The sequence below is a fragment of the Bradyrhizobium sp. ISRA436 genome (assembly GCF_029910015.1).
In the GTDB taxonomy this organism is placed as follows: Bacteria; Pseudomonadota; Alphaproteobacteria; order Rhizobiales; family Xanthobacteraceae; genus Bradyrhizobium.
The window spans coordinates 4,564,803-4,586,736 of the sequence record NZ_CP094519.1; the positions used below are offsets into that span (position 1 = coordinate 4,564,803).

The following is a 21,934-nucleotide window of genomic DNA, read 5'->3' on the forward strand; positions in this document are numbered from 1 at the left end:
GTAGCGCCAACGACAAAGGTGGTTCAGCGCCTCTTACTTGCCGTTTTGCGGCCCGCCGGCGCTTCGGTCTCTTGATAGGCGCTCGCTGAAACCGTCGTCTGATCATCCGCAAAGGCGCGAAAGCGGACCGGAACGTAACCGCGCGCGAGCAGGCTTGCCAACGGATAGACATTGCGGCAGACGCGGCCGTTGCAGCCACCCGTCGAGGATTCCATTACCTCCGCCTTGCGATCAGGTGTGAACCGCAGGAACAACATCACGTGTGAGCCCGGCTTGTTCAGCGCATCGCCAGGCTTCAGGTCCCAGGGATTTGCCACGGGCGCTGCGATCGCGGGGATGGCGGCGGTCGTGTAGTGGACGGAGAGTCCCCACGCGGCGCTGACGAATGCCGAACAATCGACGCCTGCCACATCCGGGCGCGGCGCGTTGCGCGTGCAGACATTTCCAGCCAGCGTCCCGTTCTCGATCCGCTGCCGGAAGTTCGCGAGCGAACCGTGGCAGCCCCAGCAATAGGGTACGCCGCGCACCTCCTGGTTCACCTTGCCCTGGAGGTACCACGGCCGACGAATCCGGTTGAAACCGCTGCACTGGCTGTCCGGATCGCTGCCGTAGTTCGCCTGCGTCAGCTTCCACTGGAGGCCTTCGAATGCAAACGCGGTCTCGATCGTCTGCTGACGATTGGACGGCCGCACCGCGGCCGTCGCGTTGAACTTCACGTCGGGCTTCTCCGCCGGCGTGGCTGCCGTTCGCGACGGCCGCACGTCGATAGCCGAAACTTTACCCAGGGGACGGAAGCCGACGCCAACCACTTCGATACCATCCGGCTTGGTCCGCAGGAAATAGACGTCGCCATCGCCCGAGACCGTGACGAAGCGCCTGGTCAGCGGAGTATTTTCCAAAGGCAGTTCGTAGATTCCCTCGAGACGCCCGTTCGCGGCATAACGCGCGACGAATGTGGAGGCGTTCTTCCCCGATGGCGGAATGTCCTCGGCCAACACGTAGAAGCGGTCGCTGTTGTCTATCTCGAGAAACTCCACGGTACCGAGCTGGTTGCGCACGCGCAGGCCGAGCTGTGCAATGATCTCGTTGGTTACCATGGTTTGGATCTCGATCCGCACGCTGGCGTTGCCCTTGTCCGGAATGATGTCGGCGATCACCGAGCCCTTGCTTCGGGAAGCGACATACTGCCGGTCGGGTTGCCGCGTCGTCTTGATGATGGCCGCGCGGGTGTTCCGATCAAGCAAGTCCGTCGCGCTGTCGGGCGCCTGCGATCCCATCTGGGCGAAAGCCGAGACAGCGACCCGATCGTCCGCACCACGGCTCGAGACCTCCTCAAGCTGGATCACGTCGCCACCGAGTCCGCGCGTGGACTGTCCTGGCGCCGCCTTCAGCGTCCGCACGCCGCCGTCCCAAACCATGATGTCGTCATTGTGGACAACGAGATCGGTCGGCTGGACGTCCTTCGGCATCTTGAGGACGTCAGGATCAGAATTCGGCTGTTTGGGATTGAACTGGAGAATGCGGCCGTTGATCTGATCGAGCACAAACAAGTTGCCCTGCCCGTCAGCAGTGAGCGCCTGCGGGCCTCCGAGTTCCACGTCCACGCTGGCCGGAATGATACCGACCATGGAAGCAGCAGAACCGCCGGCAAAGCTGCGTACGACGGTATCTTCGGCATGCGCCCTCACGGCGAAAAAAGCTGCGCCAACGATGAATATCCAGATCCAGATCCAATGAAATCGACGAAGCATGTTCACCTCAACATACCCCGAACCGATTGCCGTGTCGGACCGACTAATCCGAGATGCCGGTAATGCGGCGCGTCAATTAGTGGCGAGAAATTTCAATCGCGTTCAATTCTATCACTGGACGGTGATCGTCCGAACCTCGTCAGCTTGCGGTGCAAAATCATGGCCAGGAATAGATTTGAGCAGGTCAATGAAATCCAACCCGACGCTATCACGCTGGTCCTGAAACGTGACAGTGATGGAGCCTCCGGGTCGGTCGTGTTGCCAGCCGCCGCGAGTGGGGGACGGCTGACCACTGACCAGGTCAGCGCCCAATTGCCGGCCCAGGACGCCTTTCGCGGCGCGATCCGGCTGGCCAACGACGTAAAGCTCGCGATCGTGGTGTGCGATCCTGATGGGGTCTGGAAGTCCGAATGGGGCGATCTTTATCAGGCGATCGATTGATCCACACCGGATGGAACCGGCATATGTTGCGACGCCACATGGAGACTAGCATGGTGGACGAACCGGCCAACTCGCCGTCGTTCCGAACGCGGACCTTGATGGTCGCGCTGTTGGTCGTGATCAGCTGGCCGGCACGGGCCAACGACTCGGCTGCGGAGTTGTCGATCGGCGGGCTCCAGTTCGTTCGCACCGATGACGTGGCCATGGCGAGCGAGGACCTTCGTATCGCGCTCGACAGGATCAGTGTTCGCTACCAATTCACGAACGTCACCACCAAGCCGGTGACGCTGACTGTTGCCTTTCCGCTGCCCGACATCGACCTGTCGGAGGCCGAGAACATTGCGCTGCCGTCAAACGATCCGGTCAACTTCGTCGACTTCGAGACCAAAGTCGACGGCAGCCCGGCGCCGCTGACCATCGATCAGCGCGCCATGGTTGGCAACAAGGATGTCAGTGCCCTGCTCCGTGAGCTCAAGCTGCCGCTACTGCCGATCGGTGGCCGCGAGATCCGGGCTGCCGACCTGCCCGCGGCGACCCGAACCCGGCTCGTAGACGACGGGCTGCTTATGCCTGCCGGCATGAGCGACAACGGTCGCCAGCAATATGCGCCGGGCTGGGTCACGAAGACCTCGGCTGTGCGCCAGCAGGTGTTTCCGCCCACGCGAACCGTCACGGTCGAACACCAGTATCGGCCGAGCGTCGGCTCCAGCCCTGACACCATCCTGCGCTCGAGCCTGCGCCGTAGCAGCGCTCTCAGTCAGGAGGTCGCGCGTTACCGGAAAGAGTATTGCGTCCAGGATGCGCTCCTCGCCGAGCTCGACAAGCGCGCAGGCAACAGCCAGGCCAACACCGCGAAGCTGCAGGAGCGGCGCATATCGTACGTGCTCAAGACCGGCGCGAATTGGGCCGGGCCGATCCGGTCGTTCAAGCTGACCATCGACCCAGGCGGTAGCGACCGCTTGGTGAGCTTCTGCCCCGGGCGGCTCAAGCCATCCTCCCCCGGAAGCACGCTTGAATATACGGCAAACGACTTCAAGCCGGATGCCGATCTGAAGATCCTGGTGATCGGAAAGTTCTGAGCGTGCCGATCAGTTCGTGAGCAGCACGTAGCGTGCAGCCGCGGTGATTGTCATCTTGTTGCGCTGAGCCTCACTCAGCGCCTGCAGGAAGAACGTGTCGGCGGCCGTCGGTCGCGGCTGGCGCAACGAGTCCAAGACCTGCGGGGTCGCTACGACCAACAGCAGTTGCGGACCGCTCGCGCGCGCTGTCGGAAGCGTAAACGAAAGCGAGTCGATGCCGGGCTTCAGAAGATAAGACAGGCTCTGAACCTCGCCGCGATCAGACACCATGAGCAACTCCACCACGCGATTGGCGAAGTTCTCGATAGTGCCGTTGAGGGTTTCGCCGGCCCTCAGCTCTGTCGCCGACAAAGTGATGCGTGGCGCTCGCGCCTGATCGCTGCCGACCTGACTCAAGAACTGTACGGCCGGGCATTGCGCCTGGGTCACCTGCCTGACGCCGACCGAGGCCTCGAATCCCTGCTCACGCCGGAACGCCTTGTCGAAGGTCTCGAACGGGGCGGTCGAGGCGCCGAAGCCTTCGATGATGGCGGCGTTTTGACTCACGGCAACCGGAAGGACGAAGAAGCAGTCACCGCCCGAATATTGGGCGACATATTTGCGGATGCGCTCGGCTCGCCCCGGCCCATCGAGTGCCGGAGTCGGTGCCACCGTGGGCTGCGCGGATAGCTTCACTGGCTCCTGGCGTCCAGGCTGCGATTGAGCAGGTTCGACTTTTGGCGGCGACATTGTCCCGGCGAGTTTCGGAGGTGGCGGCAAGGCCGCCACGCCGGGCGCCGACCAGACCAGCTTGTAGAAGGCATATCCACCCCCACCGAACAGGACCAGCACCGCCGCCACGCCCGCACCCAGCCAGAAGCTGCGCGGACTCTGCGCGGTTGATGGAATCCTGTCCTGCGGCGCCGGCGCCGCGCTTTCCGGCCGCCGCAGCGGATCGAAGCCGTACAATGGCGTGGAGGGTGTCTGAGCCGAACCGGTCGGCACCCAGTTGGCGACCTCCGCCATGGTTGGACGCAATGTCGGATCAGGCTGCAGCATCTGCTCCAGTAAAGGCCGGATGCGCATGTCCACCGCACCGAGATCGGGCACACGCCGGCGCTTCTCCACCAGTTGAAACTGGCTGCCGCCCATGTCGAGCTTCTGTCCGGTCAGCGCATGGAACAGCACGAGACCCAGGCTGTAGACATCGGATTTCGCGGTGACCTCATTGCCGTGCAACCCTACCTGCTCCGGCGATGCGTAATTGTCCTTGCCGGCGAAGCCCGAGCCAATGATGGTCTTGTCACCCATCTGAGTCGACCGGGCGATACCGAAGTCTATAATCTTGGCCCGCCTGACATCGTCGAGCGGCACGATGATGTTGTCCGGGGAAACGTCGCGATGGATGATGCCGTGCTCATGGGCAGCCTCCAGACCCGATGCGACGCGCTGCTTCAGCTTGATCAGTGCCTCGAAGGTCAACGGTCCTTCGTCGAGCATGTTCGAGAGCGAGCGGCCGTTCACGAACTCCATCGCGAGGTACGGTCGCTGCAGCACCGGCTCCACGGTGAACAGGAAGTAGCGAACGATCGCGTCGTGCGGAAGATTGTGAAGCGCTGCGGCCTCCCGACGGAATAGCGCCAGCGCCGCCTCGTTGTCGATCATGTCGGGCAGCAGCATTTTCACGGCAACCGGCGATCCGGTTTGGATCTCGCGGCACTTGTAGACCTCACCCATGCCGCCCGCGCCGATCATCGCTTCGATCTCGTAGATGCCATTGAGCCGGGTGCCGGGCGGCACGCCGTGGTAGGACGATCGGAACGGATCGTTCGAGGTCATTGTTGCGACTCCCGATTGAGCGGCGATCGTGTCGGCTCCGAGGATCGCGGCGTCAGCAGCCGCACGATGACGATCGTCACGTTGTCAAGCCCGCCGCGATCAAGAGCCAGAGCGAGCATGTCATCGCAAGCCGCTTGGGCGCGCCGCGTGACCGCGTGCTGCAGGATTTCGTCATCCTGCAAGTGCTTGGTCAGGCCATCGCTGCAGATCACGAAGATGTCCTCCGGCTCGGCCGGGCCTGTCACCACCTCGAACTCCGGATCATCGGCGACGCCGACAGCCCGGGTAATGGCATTGTTCGGCCAATCCTTCACGTCTTCACGCGACAGCGCGCCTTCGGCGATCAGTTCCTCCAGTTCGCTGTGATCATGCGACACCTGGTTGATGCGGCCGCGGCTGATCAGATAGACCCGGCTGTCGCCCGCCCATATGCAGGCATAATAGCCGTCGCGCACGAGCAGAACCGCCGCTGTGGTACCCACGGTGGCACCCTGCCGTTCATGGCTAAGCGCCAATATCTGCTGGTTCGCGCTGAACAGTCGCTCCTCGCATTCCGCCAGCAGGTCTGCCGCTGACTCCGGCGCGCCGATCGCATCGAGCGACTCCACTACGATGCGACTGGCGAGATCGCCCGCCTCATGACCGCCCATACCGTCGGCGACCGCCCACAGGCCGACATCGGTTCGGACCAGACATGAGTCCTCGTTCCGCGTCCGCACCCGTCCGGCATGGGTGACGCTACCGACATCGAACGAGGATGGGATGTGTACCATCGCGCGTCATCCCGACTTGGATGCTGCACGGTCGAGATCGCCGGTCATCAGCGTGGAATAGTGAAACGGATCCGGTAATCCGCGGCAACACAGCGCCATTGACGGAAAGCCTTCCCCTCCGGCGGTCCACCAGAAGCTGGCCGCGGCGTAGACCGGTGGGTTGGCGGCGCAAAGTGCGGCAAACGACCCGGCGAATGCGTCGACCGCCGAAGCCCTTCCCATTGTCGCGGCGCCCAGCGACGTGATCGGCGGACCGTCGGCGACGGTCGCCTGCAGTCGCGGCACCGCGAGACGATCGAGTGCATCGGAGATCTGCTCGAAGGTTACGGCCCGATCCAGGGTCGAGAGCAGGAATGTCTCCGCTTGCCCGAACCATTCGTCCTGCGGATCAATGTTCGGAGGCGGCAGCGAGGCGTCATCGCCCGCCACCGCGTGCAGCGTCAATGGATAGTATCGCCCTACCCCGTCGAGCGAGGGCATGATTGCACCAGCCACCGTGGTGCCGCAGATCGCGGCGCCGAGCCAGAACCGCCAGACTGGCGCGGTCAGGAAGGCCTGCTGCCAGCCTGGGCCAAGCTGGTGGCGGCTTGCCGACAGCGCAGCCTGCATCCACGGCTCCCAGGCTTCGAGGAAGCTGCGCGGGGTCGCGATCGCGATGAAATCGCGCTTCACGCCGATCTTGCCGAATAAACCGCAGCGCATGGTCATATCCCGGTCGGGCAACGAAACTCGCGGAGCACTGACAGATTCAGCGGATTGCGCAACGAACCGGTCGAAATGTGATAGTTGAGCTCGCGCCCGGCGACGATGAAAGTCGCGCTGGCGGTTTCCGCCTTCGTCACCAACGAGCCCGCTTCCAGCATCCGGAACAACGACCAGGGACCGATGCGCTCCAGCACGGACGGCGGACCGGTGTCGTTGCTGACTGAAATCGCCGTCCGCGGCGATGGGCCCGGCCATAGGACGGTCGTCGGCGCGTTGCTCTGTGGCTGTGGCGGCGGCGCAGGTTGCGGACCGCCGAAAAAGGACGAAGCGGCCGGTCCCGGAGTAGTGGGGCTCGTAATAGTGGTGCCGCCGATCTCAGTCTTGACGGTCACGCCTGGCTCGCCTGCCCCAGGCGGCCGGATCGCGAATGACACCGCCGGCACGCTGCCGCCCGTCTGGAAGAAGGCATCGCGGATATACGCCGCATTCTGGAACTGTTTGAGCGTGTCCGGCGAGAACGACCGGCCGACGGGGCTCTCTTTTCGCCAGACCCAGTTCGACCGCGACGTGTCGGCGTAGGGTGCCAGGTACTGGCTGAAGAACTTGTCCATAACGCCGTTCGGACTGAACAATTTCGCGAAGTCCGCGAGCGGGACCTCCTGGCTGCTGCTGCGGACAAACGGATAGCGGTTGGTCACCGTCTGTTGGCAGACCGGCGTGACCTGATCGCGCAGCGACTGCAGGATCTGTCCGGCGGTCGAGGCCGCGATACTGCCTTCGAACTCCCCGGCCGCCGCCCGCAGCATGTCGGAAAATGGCGGCGGCATGCGCGAGGCATTGTTGCGAAGCGCTGCGACCTGGGTCTGAAGCGCAGCGGTCGCCTGCGCGGTCAGTTGCGGATTCTCGATGATCAGCGTCAGGTTCTGCGCGATGTCGTTCAGATTGGCGATAGTCGAGTCGATCGGACGGCGGGTGCTCTCGCCTTCGAGCACCGCATGGTAGGGTTTGAACTGTGCCTCGATCGTCGCCCCGAGCGGTCCGTCCTGGGCATTGCTGAAGAGTGCCGGCGCCGGCGCGGCGGCGGCCGCGGCAGGCGCTGCGGCGGTCGCGGACTTCGCCCGTTCCTTTGTCAGCATCGTCTCGTCGCGCACCGATTCCAGGATTTGCCGCATCGGCGAGGTCGGCGCCGAAAGCGCCCTCAGCACCTCGTATTTCGGCTTGTCGGCGAGCAGCTTCTTCAGGCGCAGGCTGCCGAGTGCCGCTCGCCAGGTTGTCACGAACTCGTTGGAATAGATGTTGAGCAGATCGCCGGCCAGACTGTCGTACTGCTGGTCGATGGCCGACTGCTGACCGGCATCGCCCAAGACCCAACGCTCCCGCTTCATGCGTTCCGACAATCCGGGCAGCCGGGCGATAAACTTCTGATGGAAGCCGGTATACGTGAAGAACTCAGGCACTCGCACGGCGTCCAAGGACTGCCCTGTCGTGGTTTCGAACACCACGGCCATGTCGGGGCCTCCGCGGCGGCCGGCGATCCAGTCGCCAGCAGTCGATGTACGCGCTTCCGATTTCAAAAACTCGTAGGCACGCTGCGACACACTCAGGCGCGCCAAGGAATTCTGGGCCTGCTTGATCAATCGGCCGTCGAGTTCGACCAGCGGAGGCTGCTCGGTCTCGAGGTCGAACAACGCCACGAGGTTTTCGTCGAGCAGACGCCTCCCTTCCGCGTTGGTCGCGCCGGGATAGAGATTGTCCGCCCAGTCACGCTGCATCCAGGAACGGATCAGCTCACGGTCCGGCGACTGCAGGCCACCGAGCATCAGATAGACCTTCAGCGCCTCGTAGACGAAGGCAGGTTCGTTGATGCGCGCATTAAGCTGCTCCTCCAGCCGATACAGCAGACGGGGCCGGAACATGCGCTCGAGCGCCGTATGATAAGCTGTCTTTGAGGGCGACAACAGCCGGGCGTGCTGGCTGAGCCCGTAGCGCGCCGACAATGGCACCGGCTCGTTGCGCGATCCGTACCCCGCCGGGGCGTTGCGCAGCCGGTAGAGCAGCGGCAGCACCTTGTCGAGATCATGATCGGCGATCAGCGTCTGCTTGATGAGTGGCGCTCCGGCGACCGCGTACTCGCTATCCGCCTGCAGGCTCTGCTCGATCAGATCGGAGTTGCGCTTGTAGCTCGTCAGCCACGCCGTGATCAGTCCGATCGAGACCAGGCCGATCAACGACAGCGCTGCGGTTTTCAGGATCAGTGCACGGCGCACCGCGGCACGGTCGGTCGAGACCCAGTCGGCCTCGCCGATGATGACCTTGGAGATCAGATCGGCGAGGAAGTAGCTCTTGCCCGTGCCAGAATAGGATCCGGAGCCAACCTCCTCGGCGCCGAACGTACGCGCCAGCGACCCGATCAGCTGGTCGATCGGCGTGCCTTGCTGTGTGCCGGACGTAAAGTAGAACCCGCGCAAGTTCGCATTCACGTGATAGCGCGTCGGCTCGAAGATCTGGTTGAGGAAATCGTGGATCTGGGGCTTGAGCCGCGCCATCTGCGCCGGAAAGCCGAACAATTGCACGCGGTGCTGCGGCGTCGGCTCGTCCTGCAGGCGGTCGAGTGTCTCCTCGCTCAGGCGCTCCAGCAGACGGTCGAACTCGACCGGGATCTGCCCCACCAGATTCCGGGTTTTGTCGGCGGTCTGGAACGTGGCGCCCCAGACCTGGCGGCGGCCGGCCTCGCTGAGACAGGCGAAGTATTCGGTGAAGCCGGCAACGAGATCGGCCTTGGTAAATAGCGCGTAGACCGGGAAGCTGACCTTGAGCCTTTGATACAGCTCGAGCAGGCGCATCCGGATGGCATCGGCGTGAAGCGCGAGTTCCTGCTTCGGCAGCGTCAGCACGTCTTCGATACTGATGGCGACGAGGACCCCATTGATCGGCTGGCGCGACCGGCTTTTCTTCAGGATGTCAAGGAATGCCAGCCAGCTGTCCTTGTCGGCCTTGGTGTTGGAATCCTGGGTCGTGTAACGGCCGGCAGTATCGATCAGCACGGCTTCCTCGGTAAACCACCAATCGCAGTAGCGGGTACCGCCGACCCCCGCGATCGCCGTTGGCGTCGCCCCGCGCGCGAGCGGAAATTTGAGTCCGGAATTGACCAGCGCCGTGGTCTTGCCGGCGCCGGGCGGACCGATGATGACGTACCAAGGCAGATCGTAGAGATAGCCCGACTTGTTGCCGCTTGCAGTCTTCAGCGTTGCGAGCGCATCCTTCATGCGCTCCTTGAGCACCGGCTCATCACTGACGGGCTGATCCGCACCGCTGATGCCGTCGGCAATCTCTTTGGCATTCTTGCGCCGCTTGAACAGATTAAGGCCCACGATGCCCGCCACGGCCGTGGTGAGCAGCAGAATAGCGATCTCGCGGACGAGATGGTTCTCCAGCGGCCGCCAGTCGCCGAACGCGACGAAGGGACCGGCGAAATAGATCACCGCCCCAAGCGAGCTGAGCCCGACGCCGTAGAGAACGATGCGGAGAATGTCCTTGGCAAGCATCTAAGCGTACCTGTCGCAAACCGCATGAGCTGGCGGTATCTGCCTATTCACTGCGCTCGATAAAGATCTCGACGCGCCGATTCTTGGCGCGTCCCTCAGGTGTCGTATTGCTCGCGATTGGCGCATCGGCTCCCTTGCCCTCGACGTCGACACGCGAACTATCGGTCAAGCCCGGCTTCAGCGCGGCTGCAACCGCCTTGGCGCGCTCGACCGACAACTCGAAGTTCGAAGGGAAGCGCACTGTGTGGATCGGCGAGCTGTCTGTATGGCCGACGACCCGGATTCGTCCCGGCTCCTTGTCAAGTGTTGCCGCGACGCGGGCCGCGACCGGCTTGAAGCCATCGAGGATGGTGGCTTGGCCCGATGCAAACAACGCCAAGTCACAGACCCTGATCACAATGAAGCTCGCGGTCTGGTCCGCCGTCATGGCACAGGCGGTGTTCTCTTTCGCGAGCGCGTTGCGGATGCGCTGCAACTGGGTAATGCGGTCCGGTGGCGGCGGCGGTGGGGGCGGTGGCGGTGGCGCAGCGACCTGGCGCTTGAGCTCGATCGGGTCGCCCGGATGGAGCGCGAGCGCCACCTGGGCAGCATTCTCTGACCGGCCGGCGAGGAGCGTCCGCAGGACGAAATAGGACCCGGTCAGCAGCGCGGCGACGACGGCCGCCACCAGCCAGACCGGAATACGCAAACGCTGCCGGCGGCCAGCCAGGGCCTGCCCGCGCCAGTTGGGCGACAGGTCGCCAATCGCCTTGGGCCGGACCCGGCGCAGCGTTTCATAGAGGTTGCGCTGGATCACCTGCAGGTTCGCAAGCCCGCCCGCCGACGTGCGGTGGATGCCCTGGAAGCCGAGCGCAAGGCAGGCGTGCTGAAGCTCGAGCACCGGATAGTTGACCAACGGATCGGCCTTCAGATGGTCGAGGATTTCGAAGAAGCGGACGCCACCGACCCGCTCGCCAAAGAACCGGCTCAGCATCGAATATTGCGTCCAGACGTGGCGATCCTCGGTGGGGATGTGTTGGACGATGTCGTCGGCCGTGGCGCACAGGATGTATTTCGCCGTGTTGGCCTGGTGCTCGGAAATGCCCGCTGAACGGATATCCTTCTCGAAGAACTTGATGGCGTCGGCGACCTGCTCCATCAGGCTCGCGAATGACGCACGCATGAGCGCCACCCGCAACCGGCCAAGCAGCTGCAGCAACGGACCCGCAGCGCGCATCACCGGATTGGCGTTCGGCGCGACCAGATCGTCAACGCGCAACGGCGGTCCCGGCGGCAATATCGGTCGCGGCGCCTGGGCTTGCGCGGGTGTCGAGATCCATTCCTCAGTCGGATGGCTGATCGGTGCGGCGGCGTAGCTCGAGCCCTCCGGGACGGGAGAAAAGGATGACGGCGGCGCAGGCGCGTCGGGAGAAGGCAAAGGCGATGGCGAATAGGCCGGACGTGCGGCAGGTCCCTCGCCCGGAGGAGGCTGAGAGGTCGGCGCCGGCGGCAACTTTCCGCCGGGGTTGGGACGGATGATCGTCCGCTCACCTCGACCGAAGGGATTGACCGGCTTGTCCCTGTCGTTCATGGCCTGTCTTCCAGGATAGCCCAAAGGTACAGCTCAAGCTCTGGCCAGTCGCCGGAGAAGTGCATCCCGATCGAGGCCGCGGTGCTGAACTCAGGCCATAGCGGCGACTTGCGGTCGAGATAGAAGTAAACGTGATCCGTGATGGCCCGGATGTGCGGCGGCGGCGTCGGCAAGTGCACCAGCGTCAGCCCCGGCAGATTTGCGTGTACGATCTCGTTCATCTTTGTGTTCGGGCCGACCTTGAACAGGTGCGGGAACTCGTTCTGAATCTCTACGAGCGGCCGCCGTGCGGCAACCTCCAGCACCAGGGTCGCATTGCGGAACAGCGCCCGATCGCGGATCGGCGATACGAATGCGTTCTGCGCGCGTTCGATAATCTCCAGGCGGATCGCCCGGCGACCCAGCCGCGCGCTCAAGAAATCCTGGATGTCGCTCACCAGGGGTGTGAAGACGTTCTCGAGATCGTCGTGATCGTACGCTGGATAGTTGCGCGCGCGCCGTTCCGCCGTGGCAAATGTCGCAAGTTCACCCGCGAACCTCAGCAATTCGTCGTACAGCCGCTCGGGGTGCACGCTGCCCGAACGCTGGAAATGGGTCAGCACGGGAATCGTACGATTCAGCACTTGCAGCACCAGATAGTCGACGCTCTGCAAACCGCCACCGGATGACGGATCAACCGCATAACGCGCCAGCTCGTCGAGCTTGGTCTCGACCCAGCCAATGATGCGGTTGAGCCAGCCATCGATGATCGGATGTGCGGCGCAGACCAGCATCGGCGGCACAAATTTATCGTCGAAAAGGATATTCTTGTCGCGCACCTCCAGAATGCGCGCGATGCCAAGGCCCATGTATCCGGGCTTGCTGGTCTTGCGCAGTTCGAACGACAGCCTGGGGTAAGCGATGTCGATCTCTTCCTCGATGCGCAACGCCGAGGTCGAGTCGATGAAGGTCTCCGAAGTACGAACATAACGACTGGCACTGTCGGTGCGGTCCTCATCCACCTCGCGGGTGTTTGGCGCTGCGACTGGCATCATCAGCCAGACGATCTGACCTGCGGCCGAATCCGGCACTTCGATCGCCTCCGGGATGGGGCTATCCGCAGGAATATCGAACGGCGTTCCGTCCGGCATGACACCGGACGCATTGCGCAGCGCGAACTTGCTTTGTTCGGTAAGGTCCCTATCGATCTCGAGCTGGGCGAACCCCCAGGGGTAAGGAGTTGTGTAGCGAACGCGCTTTTCCAGCAGATGTTCGATGTAGCGATCGTTCTGCTGCAGATGATGCGGTCGCAGAAACAGACCTTCTGACCAGAAAACCTTGCTGTACCAAGACATTCCCGCATCCACTTGGCAATTGTCGGCGATCGCGTGATCGCCGACAGTTCATTTTGACCCGGCCTTGTCGGCGCGGTCGTAATAGTCCGAGAAATGCAACATAAAGGTATCGATGGGCGCGCTGTTGTCGCGGCCGAGATGCGCCTTCCAGCGCGTCAGGAATTCGTCCCAGAGCTTGCTCTTGTTCGTGCCGAGCCAGGAGCTTGCGCCGCGCTGAAGCTCGAGCTCCCGCGCCATCAGCGTCGGATCGATACTGGCGATGAGCTCGCGGACAGCGTGCTGCATCGCCATGTACGTCTTCAACTGATGTAATTTGAGGTCGCTGAATCCTTGCGCAAAGGCGCGTTGCGCGTCGAGGTAACTGCGCGTCGGCGGTCCGAACAGGATATGCATCGCCTCTTCCGAGGTCGGCGAGAATTTCAGCGGATTGTTCTCGATAGCCTGGATGGTCGTCTGGCTGGTGCTGCGGGTGAGCTGCTTGGCCTGTGTTCGCGCCTGCAACAGCGCCATCAGATTATCCACCGTCATACGCAAGATGATGCCAAGCTGTTCAGCGAGTTCGGCATCGGTCCTGTTGGCAAAGAAATTGTCCTGCAATCCTGCAGCGCGTGCCACCAGCCGCGCGAACTCGCCGCGGCCGACTGGCGTGGTGGTGGCAGGCCCTTCGTCTGCTGCCCGCGCCGGTCGCGGCGCGTCAACCTGCGGTCGCGATGCCGATGGTGACGGCTGGAAAGCCGCAGGTTCATCATCGGTCCACACCGATGGCCGGCGCGGGATCGGCATGGCCGGCGGGCGCTCGGCTTGCGGTTTCGGCGCGGCCACCGGACCGGCCGCCCAGCTCATATCATCCTGTACAGACGGCTGGTACGGAGGCATTGCCGATGAACGTCGAACAGGGTCCACACCCGGCGCCGGGACGCTCGCCGCCCAATCCAGAAACTCCGGATTGACGGGCCGCGCAGCCTCGCGTGGCGTCTTCAATTGCTGCGGATCGAGCGGCGGCGGCACGTCACGATCGGCCGCCCAAAGCTCCCCGTAATTCGCATGCTGCTGGACGGGTGGCGCATGCAGTTGTGCCTCATGGTTAGGGACACGACCGCCACCCTCGCCCTCCAGCGAAACTGCGATGATGTAATGGCCGATCGTAAGCCGATCGCCGTCGCGCAGGCGGTGCGGCCCCCGCATGCGCTGGTCGGCGCCGTTGAGAAAGGTGCCGTTGGTCGAGACGTCGTGCAGCCAGTAGCCGCCGTCGCGAAAATGCACCTCACAATGCTTTCCCGAAATCATCCGCGCCGGATCCGGCAACGTCCAATCGAGGTGACGGTCCCGGCCTATATCGACCGAACGCCTGCCGGTCACCGCAAATGACACGGGGCCCCCGTCGGGAAGGTTCGGTTCGTTCTCGATATGAAAGCGAAGCACCATCACATCGTCTCGTTAGCGTGAAGGGCGCGGTTCGCCGCGTGCCAATTGAATACCATCCTCCAGGCATGCCGTCATTATCCGGTCGCGGGACTCACGGGGCAACCGGCAAAGGCCGATCAGTAAGGCTGCACGCACCGCTCGCGCGGCTTGGTCTGGCTTGGCTTCGACCGGTGGAAATTCCGCGGGAACCACGCTTCCGCCAGACCAGCCGGCCGCTAGCGCCAGCCATGTCGCCGGCTGCTCGGGATCGTTGGCATTACCGACGGCCAGTGCCTTGTTCCGGGATTGCTCGTCCGGTTGCCGAACCCAGGTCTCCACGAAGTCCAGCGACCTGCTATCGTCGGCGTCGAAATGGTCGAACATGCGTCGCAACGAGCGACATCCCCAGGCAATGGCCACGCGCCTAGGGAGCAGATAGGCGCAGAAAGATACGGCCTGGTGCCAGTTGCGCGCGTCCGCGCCCTCCTGAAGGAAATCCAGCGAAGGCTTATCGGCGTCGGACTTGCCGACATCATAGCGCGCCATGGGATAGGCTTGAAGCAGATCTTGAACCGTGCCGAACCGAACCTGACCCATGACGTCAGCCGACTAGGGTTGGAGTGCCGTGAGCGACAAGCGGACCACCGGCTGTAAGCGCAAGGGCAGCCTGCGCCGTCATGGAGATGGTCGGCGCGTTGATGACGATGCCTGCCGGGGTCAGGATAATCTGGCTGGGACCAACCTGCAGGGTAATGTTGGCATTGGCCATGAGCGTGATGCTGGTGCCTGCATTGACAGACTGGTCCATGGCCAGTGTGATGTGCTGGCCACCCAACTCGATATCGAGCTTGTCGTTGCCGTTCTTGAGCGTGGTCTTGCGGGTGTCACCGCCGAATGCAGCTTCGCCGATGGTCCGCGTCTCGGTGTCGCGGACCGTGACGTCGTAGTCCTTCTCGGCATGTACCGTGATCTTTTCGGACCCCTTCTTGTCCTCGAAGTTCCACTCATTGTAGCCGCCGCCACCTTTGCTGGAGTCCGACTTCAATCCCGCAATCGTCTTCTTCGACGGCAAGTCGTAGGGCAGTTTGTATTCGTCGTTGTACACGGTGCCGATCACCAGAGGGCGGTCTGGATCTCCTTCCAGAAATTCGACGACCACTTCCTGCCCGACGCGCGGAATGATTTGACCGCCCCAGCGCTTGCCAGACCAAACCTGAGCCACGCGCAACCGGCACGACCGCTTCTTCTTCCGATCCCAGAAGAAGCGAACATAGATTTCGCCAAGCGACTCGACGTCGATTTCCTCGCTCGAATTGTCGTCCTTGGTCACCACCTTGGCCGTCTGGATGCCGTTGATCCTTGGCTTCGGCGTCATCATCGGCGCTCGGAACGGCCGATCGCTCGGCAGAAGCTCGTAGCTGCCGAAATACACGTGCTGCCCAGCGTCGCTGGGACCGCCAGTACGGTAGGATTCGATCGAAAACGAATGCGTGGCTCGCACCACGAGGTATTCAACGTTCTGCGAGTCCTTGGAGTGCTTTTCGAGCTTCGTCAGCCCGCCGGGAAACAAGTTGACGGCGTCGCCGTTGCCGCGGCGCCGCCGATCCATCGCCTGCTCGGCCTGGAGTTGGATCTTCGCGTAGCGCTCGCCGTCGGACTTTTCCTTGAACTTGCCGGGAAAGTCGTAAAACTCCATCTCCGATCGGGTATAATGCTCGGAGCCCTTGGCGTCGCTAATCATCTGCGCGTTGGGCTTCTGATAATTGTAGTCGTTGAGCTCGATCTTGCCGGTACGAAACCGGCGCTCCGAGACCCATTCGTAGATATGCTGCTCGCCGCGACGGTCGGCTCCCGTCAATGGGATGTAGGGAATCGTAGCAAGACCGCTGATCGTGCTGTGCGACGATTTGGAGTCTGCCAACACCAGCGTGTGCTTGCCGCCCTCATGCTTGAAGAAGTAGTAAATTCCGTGCTGCTCCATCAGCCGGCAAACGAAGTTCAGGTCAGTCTCGCGGTACTGAACACAATACTCAAGCTTCGGACAGGAGCCCTCTTCGGTCAGCTTGGATTCATAATCAGTGAAGCCGCCTTTGTCGAAGACCTCCTTGATGATGTCAGGCGCCTTCTTGTCCTGAAAGATCCGGCAATCGGTGGTGCGCGACAACAACCATAACCAGGGCTTCAGCACGATCCGGTAGCTGAAATAGTCGTTCTTCACCCCAAGCCACTGGGCTTCCGTCAGAATGCCACTGAACTCGCGCTCCTTTCCATGCAGCTTGATCGTCAGCGTGCACTGCTGACCGATCGCACGGTCGAAGTCCAGGTCGGCATCTTCGCTGAGACACTCGATGCGATATTCGAACAGTTCGCTAAGAGCTTCCGAGCCCTCGAATCCGACAAAAACCAGAACGTCCTTGCCGAGAGGCGTCTTGAGTTCGCAGAGGCGGGTATCCTGGGTAAGCTGGCCCATGTGGGCGTTAAACTCCCTGACTAACCACATGATCGGCTGCAAAGAGCAGATCAGGCGTCATGCAAGAACCACGGAATCCTGCCGCCACTGGCAGTGCCGGCGAGTCCGCCCCGGGACCGAGCCTCCTGACGCGCTACAGCAGCCGTCCAAAGAACCACCCCGGCCCTCAAGTAGTCGGCTCCAAGAGCTTGCCGGTTCACGCGAAAATGTCATGATCGTCAGGAGTGAACCGGGACCGGCAAGCATCTGACCCATAAAACAAGCGGATCATGATCCCCCTGCGTGATCCGCCACTGTCACGTTCGGCAGAGGGGCCATGGCCGAGCAGAGGACGATCCTCGCATGCTTGATGTCGCCTCCCTGACGCAGCCCGTAGCCGCCGACGATCCCTGCGGGCCGGATCTCGATGCCGTCGGAGACGTCCAGTATCTCAACTTCTTCGCAGGTGCGGAATCCCTGCTGCCGATGTCGTTCTTCGAGGTCGTCAACGCCAACGGAGAGCGCGGCCGCTTCGATCCGAAGGCGGTCGACTTTGCCGGCCAGTTTGCCGCCGCGCAGCCCCTTCTGGCGCGCACCCGCGATCTGCGCCTGAACATGTTGCTGGCCAAGTTTTCCATCCTCAACCGCGATCTCGACGGCTTTCTCAGCTGCCTGAAGGCGACCAACTTGCTGCTGCGCGAGCAGTGGGAAGCGGTGCATCCGAGGGGCGAGGACGGCGACTATGCGCTTCGCGCCGTCACGGTCGAAGCGATCGACGTGTTTCCGACCGTGATCAACCCGCTCCAATTCCTTCCCCTGATCGAGAACCGCAGGCACGGCAGCCTCAACTATCGCGCCTATCAGGTCGCCAAGGGCGAAATTCCCGCTGGCGACGCCGACGTCGACGGGCCAGATCTGGCGACCATCGAGCGCATCGTCAGCGAGACGGACCTCGACACTCTCAAGGCCGCCAGTGTGCGGTGCGCCGCGGTCGCCGCGGAGATCGCAGACATCAAAGCGATCTGGCACGAAAAGTTGAATTCGAGGCAACCCATCAGCCTCGACAGGCTCTCCGGGTTGGTTAACGGCATGGCTGCCTGGCTTGCGGGTCTCGTCACGGCGCGTGATCCGGCCGCGATTGCCGCACCTGTTGAAGACGCCGTTCCCGTCGACGCGCAAGTGCCGCCGGACATGACCGGGGCGCTAACCTCATCGGCGCAGGCCTCCGCAGCGCTGGCCGCGGCGGCCGACTACTTTGCCCGAATGGAACCATCCAACCCGGCGCTGTTGCTGGTGCGTCAGGCGCAGGAGATGGTCGGCAAATCGTTCATCGAAGTGATGCGGATGCTGGTGCCCTCCCACGTGGAGAGCGCTGTGATCAACATCGGGCGCGACAAAGTCTTCGACCTGCCGATCGAACGGATGGCGGAGCTTGCCGCCTCGCCGTCATCGACGACCGAAGGCGACGTTCAAGATATTGTTTTTTCGATAGAAAATAGAGCTCAAGCCTTAGGCCTGCTGGCGAAGGTAGCGTCGTTCTTCCGAGCCGCGGAGCCGTCCAGCCCGATTCCGTTTTTGGTTGATCGCGCGCGCGATCTCGCACAACGAGACTTCCTCAGCCTATTGAATGACGTCCTGCCCGAGGGCGCGCTGAAGACAATCGACAAATCGCATTGAACCCGCCTTTCGCTCGAGCGGACTAACTGGACGTGAGGAAGCTTTGCCGACCGTGAGCTGAGGCGCCTTGTCAACCTGCGTCGCGCAAATCGGCTTCCAAAGCGATTTCGTGGAGAGGGAACCATGGCTACGGACAGCGGTCAGAAATTCATTCGGCGGAATCGTGCACCGCGCGTGCACATCACATACGAAGATCCATACGACGCCGAGCGGCTGATCGAACTGCCGTTCGTCATGGGCGTCCTCTCGGACCTTTCCGGCAACAACCCCGGCATCGAGAAGACGAAGGTCGAGGAACGCAAGTTCCTCGAGTTCGACATGGATAATTTCGACAACCGCATGGCGGCAATCCAGCCCGGCGTGACGGCGCGCGTCGCCAATCGTCTCAGCGAAGGGTCCGACGAGAAACTCTCCGTCAACCTGCGCTTCAACAAGATGGCCGACTTCACGCCGGTGGCGGTCGCCCGCCAGGTGCCGGCTACGGCCAAGCTGCTCGAGGCGCGCGAACAGCTCGCCAACCTGCTGCGCTACATGGATGGCAAGGTGGCCGCCGAGGACCAGCTGAAGAAACTTCTCGCCGATCCTCAACTGATGGCCGCGCTGCGCGAGCGCGCGACCAGCCAGTCTACCGAACCCGACGTTCAGAGCTAAGGGAAGGAATGGGGACCATGGCAAACGAAGCTGCTCATCAAGAAATCACCACCCAGGTCGGGACCGTCGATGCGGAGGAGTTCGCTACCCTGCTGAAGCAAAGCTTCAAGCCGCGCACCGAACGAGCAGCGACCGAAGTCGAGAACGCAGTGTCCACGCTCGTCCAAGAAGCGTTGAAGGACTCAAGCGTCATCAAGTCGGATGTGCTCGATACCATCGAGGAGATGATTGCGCGGATCGACCAGAAGCTGACCGCGCAGATGAACGAGATCCTTCACGCACCCGAGTTCCAGGCGATCGAAAGTGCCTGGCGCGGCCTCCACTACCTCGTTTTCAATTCGGAAACCGACGCCAACCTCAAGATCCGGGTGATGAACGTCTCCAAGAACGAGCTGTATCGCAATCTGCGGCTCTACCCCGATGCGCGCTGGGATCAGAGTCCGCTGTTCAAGCAGGTCTACGAGTACGAGTTCGGCCAATTGGGCGGCGAGCCGTTCGGCTGCCTGATCGGCGACTACTATTTCAGTCACCTCCCCACCGACGTACAGTTGCTTCGCGATCTCAGCAAGATCGCCGGCGCCGCGCACGCACCCTTCTTCAGCGGCGCCGAGCCGACGCTGATGGGAATGGATTCGTGGACCGAACTGTCCAACCCCCGCGACATTGGCAAGGTGTTCGACACGCCGGAATATGCCGCGTGGAAGGGACTGCGCGATCAGGACGACTCGCGCTATCTCGGCCTGTGCATGCCGCGTGCGCTGGGACGCCTCCCCTACGGAGCGAAATCGGAGCCCGTGGAGGAGTTCGCCTTCGAGGAGGAGACGGACGGGCACACCGGCGACAAATACGGTTGGATCAACGCCGCCTATGCGATGGCGGTCAACATCAACCGCGCCTTCAAGGAGTTCGGCTGGTGCACGCGCATCCGCGGCGTGCAGTCCGGCGGCGAGGTCATCAACCTGCCGACGCATACATTCCCGACCGACGACGGTGGCGTCGACCTGAAATGCCCGACCGAGATCGCCATCAGCGATCGCCGCGAGCACGAACTTGCTAAGGCGGGCCTCATCCCGCTGATCCATCGCAAAAACACCGACAAAGCCGCCTTCATCGGTGCCCAGTCGCTCTACAAGCCGAAGAAATATTTCGGTGAGAAGGGCGTTGATGCAACCGCGTCCGACAACCTGTCGTCACGTCTGCCCTACATGTTCGCAGTGTCTCGCTTTGCGCATTATCTGAAGTGCATGGTTCGCGACAAGATCGGATCCATGAAGGAGAAGGATGAGCTGACGGTCTGGCTGCAGACCTGGATCAACGAGTACGTTGACGCCAACCCAGCCCTGTCGTCAGAAGCTCAGAAAGCGCGCAAGCCGCTGGCCGCTGCGAAGGTTGAGGTCATAGCAAACGAGGAGAACCCGGGATATTACAACGCGCGCTTCTTTCTTCGCCCACACTTTCAATTGGAGGCGATGGACGTCGGCCTCAGCCTGGTTTCACGCCTGCCGGGCCCCAGCTCCTGACGCCACAACATCGCAACCGTAAACATGCAGAATTTTGAGAGGACTATATTATGGCTGTCGATATCTTCTTAAAGCTCGATCCGATCAAGGGCGAGTCGCTGGACGACAAGCACAAGGACGAAATCGACGTTCTGAGCTGGTCGTTCGGCGAGAGCCAGACCGGCACCTTCCACAGCGGCTCCGGCGGCGGCGCCGGCAAGGTCAGCGTCCAGGATCTCCACTTCACGCACTTCGTTGACAAGGCCACGCCGGAACTGTTCAAGGTCTGCGCGAACGGCAAGCACATCGATAGCGCCATCCTAACTGTCCGCAAGGCCGGGGAACATCCGCTGGAATATCTCAAGATCGAGATGAAGCACGTTCTGGTCAGCAGCGTATCGACGGGCGGCTCGCACGGCGAAGAGCGCCTTACCGAAAACGTGAGTCTGAACTTCGCGAAGGTCAAGATGACCTACAAGACCCAGACGGACAAAGGCGGCGCCGGAGCTTCGCCGACGTTTGGCTGGGACGTTCCAGCCAACAAGGAATGGGCCTGATTGTAGGCCTCGTCTGGCGCCGGTTGCGAATAGCGGGAGCCGGCGCCAAGCGGTGCGATTGGCGACGTCACGTCGAAGACCAACTGGCGCCCCACCAAATTGCATGCGGGTCGGGCGTCATGGGGACATGAATGACCATTACGCCAAAGAGAGATCGGCTCTGTCCCCCATTGATGCAGGCCTTTCGCTCGGCTCATGAAGCGCGCGATGCACGCAAGAAGCTCAATCTGCGCGATGAGTCCGGCGAGCGCGTCATTGCCGGGCGGCGCAGCGCGGGCCGTTTTCCTATCTCGGAAACGTTGCTCCGGCGCGAGGTTTCCCATGACCTTGAAATGCTCCTCAATACCATCGCTCTGGAATCGACCCTGAACCTGAGCGTCCGGGATTGCGTGCGAACATCGATTCTGAACTACGGCTTCCCCGATATTGCCCACCGTTCGATCGACGAGGTCACGGACGACGAACTCACGGACGCGCTGCGCGTGACACTGACGACTTATGAACCAAGGCTCGATCGCAAGACGATCCGGGTCCGCCGCGACGGCTCGGTCGGCCCCGAGCAGCTCAAGTTGCGCTTCGTCGTTCACGCCGACCTGAAGGTCGAGCCGCTCAATGTCCCCGTGGAATTCGTCGCCGACGTCGACCTCGACAGCGGCGACATCCAGATTAATCGACTTTAAC

The 21,934-nt window shown here is 62.3% G+C and carries 17 protein-coding genes; 7 read left to right on the forward strand and 10 right to left on the reverse strand.

All coding sequences use genetic code 11. The features are described 5' to 3' along the window. Nucleotides 1-23: 23 nt before the first annotated feature. Nucleotides 24-1,751 (reverse strand): hypothetical protein, encoded by a 1,728-nt coding sequence (locus MTX23_RS21670; RefSeq protein WP_280972224.1) that lies wholly within the window; start codon nt 1,749-1,751, stop codon nt 24-26. A gap of 159 nt (nt 1,752-1,910) precedes the next feature. Between MTX23_RS21670 and MTX23_RS21675 the strand changes: the two genes are divergently transcribed. Next, complete coding sequence (locus MTX23_RS21675) at nt 1,911-2,192, forward strand: hypothetical protein (protein ID WP_280972225.1); 282 nt, start codon at nt 1,911-1,913, stop codon at nt 2,190-2,192. 98 nt (nt 2,193-2,290) lie between these two features. Then, on the forward strand, nt 2,291-3,271 hold the full coding sequence (locus MTX23_RS21680; RefSeq protein WP_280978141.1) for a DUF4424 domain-containing protein: 981 nt from the start codon (nt 2,291-2,293) through the stop codon (nt 3,269-3,271). A 9-nt stretch (nt 3,272-3,280) separates the two neighbouring features. Here the strand turns inward: MTX23_RS21680 and MTX23_RS21685 are convergent, their stop codons facing one another. From MTX23_RS21685 to tssI, 9 genes are read right to left on the reverse strand one after another with little or no spacing between them, the layout of a single operon-like run. Then, a complete protein-coding gene (locus MTX23_RS21685; protein WP_280972226.1) occupies nt 3,281-5,089 on the reverse strand; it encodes a serine/threonine-protein kinase in 1,809 nt (602 codons plus the stop codon). Next, nucleotides 5,086-5,862 carry a protein phosphatase 2C domain-containing protein gene (locus tag MTX23_RS21690; protein ID WP_280972227.1) on the reverse strand — a complete coding sequence of 259 codons (777 nt, stop codon included), beginning with the start codon at nt 5,860-5,862 and terminating at the stop codon, nt 5,086-5,088. The genes MTX23_RS21685 and MTX23_RS21690 overlap by 4 nt, the downstream gene beginning before the upstream one ends. A gap of 6 nt (nt 5,863-5,868) precedes the next feature. Beyond that, nucleotides 5,869-6,570: a type VI secretion system-associated protein TagF gene (gene tagF, locus MTX23_RS21695; RefSeq protein ID WP_348637499.1), complete on the reverse strand. Its 702-nt coding sequence runs from the start codon at nt 6,568-6,570 to the stop codon at nt 5,869-5,871. Continuing rightward, nucleotides 6,567-10,112: a type VI secretion system membrane subunit TssM gene (gene tssM / locus MTX23_RS21700; RefSeq protein WP_280972229.1), complete on the reverse strand. Its 3,546-nt coding sequence runs from the start codon at nt 10,110-10,112 to the stop codon at nt 6,567-6,569. The genes tagF and tssM overlap by 4 nt, the downstream gene beginning before the upstream one ends. A gap of 43 nt (nt 10,113-10,155) precedes the next feature. Continuing rightward, nucleotides 10,156-11,682, reverse strand: coding sequence for a type VI secretion system protein TssL, long form (gene tssL / locus MTX23_RS21705; protein ID WP_280972230.1), 1,527 nt, complete (start codon nt 11,680-11,682; stop codon nt 10,156-10,158). Further along, complete coding sequence (gene tssK, locus MTX23_RS21710; RefSeq protein WP_280978142.1) at nt 11,679-13,016, reverse strand: type VI secretion system baseplate subunit TssK; 1,338 nt, start codon at nt 13,014-13,016, stop codon at nt 11,679-11,681. The genes tssL and tssK overlap by 4 nt, the downstream gene beginning before the upstream one ends. A 48-nt stretch (nt 13,017-13,064) precedes the next feature. Next, nucleotides 13,065-14,441, reverse strand: coding sequence for a type VI secretion system-associated FHA domain protein TagH (tagH, locus tag MTX23_RS21715; RefSeq protein ID WP_280972231.1), 1,377 nt, complete (start codon nt 14,439-14,441; stop codon nt 13,065-13,067). 12 nt (nt 14,442-14,453) lie between these two features. Next, on the reverse strand, nt 14,454-15,017 hold the full coding sequence (locus MTX23_RS21720; RefSeq protein WP_280972232.1) for a hypothetical protein: 564 nt from the start codon (nt 15,015-15,017) through the stop codon (nt 14,454-14,456). Nucleotides 15,018-15,021: 4 nt separating this feature from the next. Continuing rightward, nucleotides 15,022-16,890, reverse strand: a complete 1,869-nt coding sequence (tssI, locus tag MTX23_RS21725) for a type VI secretion system tip protein TssI/VgrG (RefSeq protein ID WP_280978143.1) — start codon at nt 16,888-16,890, stop codon at nt 15,022-15,024. Nucleotides 16,891-17,232: 342 nt separating this feature from the next. Here tssI and MTX23_RS21730 point away from each other — a divergent pair, with 342 nt between their 5' ends. The 5 genes from MTX23_RS21730 to tssE all read left to right on the forward strand — a co-directional run bounded on the left by MTX23_RS21730 (nt 17,233) and on the right by tssE (nt 21,933). Further along, nucleotides 17,233-18,546 carry a type VI secretion system ImpA family N-terminal domain-containing protein gene (locus MTX23_RS21730; RefSeq protein ID WP_280972233.1) on the forward strand — a complete coding sequence of 438 codons (1,314 nt, stop codon included), beginning with the start codon at nt 17,233-17,235 and terminating at the stop codon, nt 18,544-18,546. 123 nt (nt 18,547-18,669) lie between these two features. Then, on the forward strand, nt 18,670-19,197 hold the full coding sequence (gene tssB / locus MTX23_RS21735) for a type VI secretion system contractile sheath small subunit (RefSeq protein ID WP_280972234.1): 528 nt from the start codon (nt 18,670-18,672) through the stop codon (nt 19,195-19,197). 17 nt (nt 19,198-19,214) lie between these two features. Next, complete coding sequence (gene tssC / locus MTX23_RS21740; protein WP_280972235.1) at nt 19,215-20,717, forward strand: type VI secretion system contractile sheath large subunit; 1,503 nt, start codon at nt 19,215-19,217, stop codon at nt 20,715-20,717. A gap of 50 nt (nt 20,718-20,767) precedes the next feature. Beyond that, nucleotides 20,768-21,253, forward strand: a complete 486-nt coding sequence (locus MTX23_RS21745; protein WP_280972236.1) for a type VI secretion system tube protein Hcp — start codon at nt 20,768-20,770, stop codon at nt 21,251-21,253. Nucleotides 21,254-21,384: 131 nt separating this feature from the next. Further along, nucleotides 21,385-21,933, forward strand: a complete 549-nt coding sequence (gene tssE, locus MTX23_RS21750; protein ID WP_280972237.1) for a type VI secretion system baseplate subunit TssE — start codon at nt 21,385-21,387, stop codon at nt 21,931-21,933. Nucleotide 21,934 lies beyond the last annotated feature (1 nt).